Below are 2,069 nucleotides of genomic sequence, written 5' to 3'. Positions count from 1 at the left end.
GTGCTGACGCTGCAGCTGCCGCCGACGCTGGCCTCGCGCTGGCTGCTGCCCCGGCTGCCGCGCCTGCGCGCGGCGCTGCCGGACCTCGACTTGCGCATCGCCACCAACTGGACCGATGCGCCCGACTTCAGCCGATCCGACGTGGACGCCATCGTCGCCTACGGCAGCGGCCGCTGGCCGGGTATCGTGAAGGTGCCGCTGATGCGCGAGCGACTGGCGCCGATGTGCTCGCCGGCCATGGCCAGGCGGTTGAAGAAGCTGTGCGACCTGGCGCAGGCCGCCTTGCTGCACCCCGGCCCCGAGCGCCGCGAATGGAAGCAGTGGCTCGCCGGCGCCCGCGCGCGCGGCGTGTCGCATGCGAGCGGCCAGGTGTTCGACACGCTGGACCTGGCGCTCTCGGCCGCCACGCGCGGCCAGGGCGTGGCCATCGCCGACACGGCCATGCTGGCCGAGAGCCTGGCCGACGGCGTGCTGGCGATGCCGTTCGCGCGCGCCGTGCCCAGCGGGCGCGGCTACTACCTCACCTGCCGCGACGCACGCGCCGCCGACCGGCTGAAGGACGTGCAGGCCTGGCTGCTGCGCGAGATCGGCGCCTGAGCATCGGCCCCCAAAAAAGCGGCCCGCCGAAGCGGGCCGAATGGTTTCCCAGGGAGACTTGCTTGGTTTGCAGCCGCGGTTTAGCGGTTGTAGGCGGTCTCGCCGTGGCTGCTGATGTCCAGGCCTTCGCGCTCGTCCTCTTCGCTCACGCGCAGGCCGATCACGAGGTCGACGATTTTGTAGGCGACGAAGGCGACCACGCCGGACCACACGACGGTGGTCAGCACGCCTTGCAGCTGGATCCACACCTGCGCGGCGATGCCGGGGAAGTCGGCCGCGTCGCCGCACTTGTTGGTGACGTAGTTGCAGATGCCGGTGCCGCCGAGCGACGGCGAGGCGAACACGCCGGTCAGCAGCGCACCCAGGATGCCGCCCACGCCGTGCACGCCGAACACGTCCAGCGAGTCGTCGGCGCCCAGCAGGCGCTTCAGGCCATTGACGCCCCACAGGCAGACCAGGCCGGCCAGCAGGCCGATCACGATCGAGCCCATCGGACCGACGAAACCGCAGGCCGGCGTGATGGCCACCAGGCCCGCGACGGCGCCGGAGGCCGCGCCCAGCATGGACGCCTTGCCCTTGGACAGCGCCTCGCCGCCGATCCACGACAGCGTGGCCGCCGCGGTGGCGAACAGCGTGTTGGCAAAGGCCAGCGCGGCGACGCCGTTGGCTTCCAGGTTGGAGCCGGCGTTGAAGCCGAACCAGCCCACCCACAGCAGCGAGGCGCCGACCATCGTCAGGGTCAGGCTGTGCGGCGCCAGCGCCTCCTTGCCGTAGCCCAGGCGCTTGCCGGTCACGTAGGCGCCCACCAGGCCGGCGATGCCGGCGTTGATGTGCACCACGGTGCCGCCCGCGAAATCGAGCGCGCCCTTGGCCCACAGCCAGCCGGCCGCGGCGGTCACGGTTTCCAGCGTCTTGGCGTCCTTGATCGCGTCCGGGCCGTCCCAGTACCAGACCATGTGCGCCATCGGCAGGTAGCTGAAGGTGAACCAGATCACCACGAACAGCAGCACCGCCGAGAACTTGATGCGCTCGGCGAAGGCGCCGACGATCAGCGCGCAGGTGATGGCCGCGAAAGTGGCCTGGAAGGTCATGAAGGTGAGCTCGGGAATGACCACGCCCTTGCTGAAGGTGGCGGCCACGGAATCCGGCGTGATGCCCTTCAGGAATATCTTGTCCAGCCCGCCGATGAACGGACTGCCGCCGGTGAAGGCCAGGCTGTAGCCGTAGATGGCCCACAGCACGTAGATCAGCGCGGTGACCACGAACACCTGCATCAGCACAGACAGCATGTTCTTGCTGCGCACCAGGCCGCCGTAGAACAGCGCCAGGCCGGGCAGCGTCATCAGGATCACCAGCAAGGTGGAAACCGTCATCCAGGCGGTGTCGCCCTTGTTGGGAACGGGCGCGGGTGCGGCGGCGGCAGCGGCCGGTGCCGCGGAGGCGGCTGCGGCGGCAGGCGCAGCGGTTGCAGC

At 70.3% G+C, this 2,069-nt stretch carries 2 protein-coding genes; one reads left to right on the top strand and one right to left on the bottom strand.

The features are described from left to right. The coding region (locus H0U68_RS10585) for a LysR substrate-binding domain-containing protein (protein WP_296355335.1) at window positions 1-597 on the top strand (597 nt) is incomplete at its 5' end. Between the two features lie 80 nt (window positions 598-677). On the opposite strand, the gene amt is transcribed toward H0U68_RS10585, so the two are convergent. Next, a partial coding sequence (amt, locus tag H0U68_RS10580; protein WP_296355334.1) for an ammonium transporter occupies window positions 678-2,069 on the bottom strand: 1,392 nt, incomplete at its 5' end.

It is taken from the genome of Ramlibacter sp. (assembly GCF_013697775.1).
Lineage (GTDB): Bacteria > Pseudomonadota > Gammaproteobacteria > Burkholderiales > Burkholderiaceae_C > Ramlibacter.
This window is presented reverse-complemented; position numbering and strand designations above follow the sequence as displayed.